Origin of the sequence: Cryobacterium sp. 10I1, from assembly GCF_035019805.1 — a bacterium.
In the GTDB taxonomy this organism is placed as follows: Bacteria; Actinomycetota; Actinomycetes; order Actinomycetales; family Microbacteriaceae; genus Cryobacterium; species Cryobacterium glucosi.
This window is the reverse complement of record NZ_JASJVF010000502.1, coordinates 1-1,031: the sequence shown is the minus strand read 5'-3', so window position 1 is coordinate 1,031 and position 1,031 is coordinate 1. Positions and strand designations below refer to the sequence as shown.

The 1,031-nt window shown below is 68.4% G+C and carries 1 protein-coding gene; it reads left to right on the top strand.

Annotated elements, in window-relative coordinates; all coding sequences use genetic code 11:
- Nucleotides 1-248 precede the first annotated feature (248 nt).
- Nucleotides 249-1,031, top strand: a 783-nt coding sequence (locus tag QN345_RS19405; protein WP_323509161.1) for a LacI family DNA-binding transcriptional regulator, incomplete at its 3' end; no start/stop codon positions are given.

Sequence of the window (1,031 nt, the reverse complement as noted above, 5' to 3'; positions counted from 1 at the left end):
CCCGGCCATGGTCAGGCCGGCCCCGATCATCCAGCGGGAGGTGCGTCGTTGCATTTTCTTCTCCTAAAGTCGCGCCGCAGTGCGCGTTTGCTTGTGTGAGAACGACGATAGCCGGTTTTATTTGATCGATCAAACTTTTTCTTTGATCGATCTAATTCTGGGATCGATCCGACGCGCTAGTCTGGTTTTATCGTTCCAGCCACGGGGCCTCGTGCCCGGGGCGCGAGGAGCACCGGCAGGGAGAGATCATGGGAGAATTCCCCACCGTCACGGACGTGGCGCGCGTAGCCGGGGTGTCCCGCCAGACGGTGTCCAACGTGATGAACACGCCCGGAATCGTGAAGGCCGATACCCGCGCCAGGGTCGAGGCGGCCATCAGCGCCCTCGGCTACCGTCCGCACGCCTCGGCGAGACGGCTGCGCACCCGGCGCAGCTCGACGATCGGCATCCGCCTCGACCCGATGATCGACGGCATCTCCGGCTCGGTACTCGACCGGTTCCTGCATGCCCTGACCGAGCAGGCCGATGCCAGGGGCCTGCGTGTGCTCCTGTTCACCGCCACGAGCCCCGAGGACGAGATCAGTCAGTTCCGGCGCCTGAACGACGGGGCGGATGTCGACGGTTTCGTCCTGACCTCGACGACCGCCGATGACCCGCGCACCGAGTGGCTGCTCGAGCAGGGCATCGCCTTCGTCACCTTCGGCCGGCCCTGGCGGAGCGACGACTTCACCGCGCCGCGCCACCCCTGGGTCGACGTGGATGGTTACTCTGGCCTGCACGCGGCGACCCGCGCGCAGCAGGACGCCGGTGCGACCCGCATCGCCTACATCGGCTGGCCGAGCCCGTCCGGCACAGGCGACGACCGTCGGCGCGGCTGGCACGACGCCATGCTCGAGCGGGGCGACGTCTCCGCGGAGGACCTCGCCCGCCTCGAGGTGGTCACGGCCGACGGAGTCGACCAGGGCGCGGCGGCCATGCAGCAGCTCGCCCGCACGGCCGGCGGCATCGACGCGGTGCTGTGTGCGAGCGAC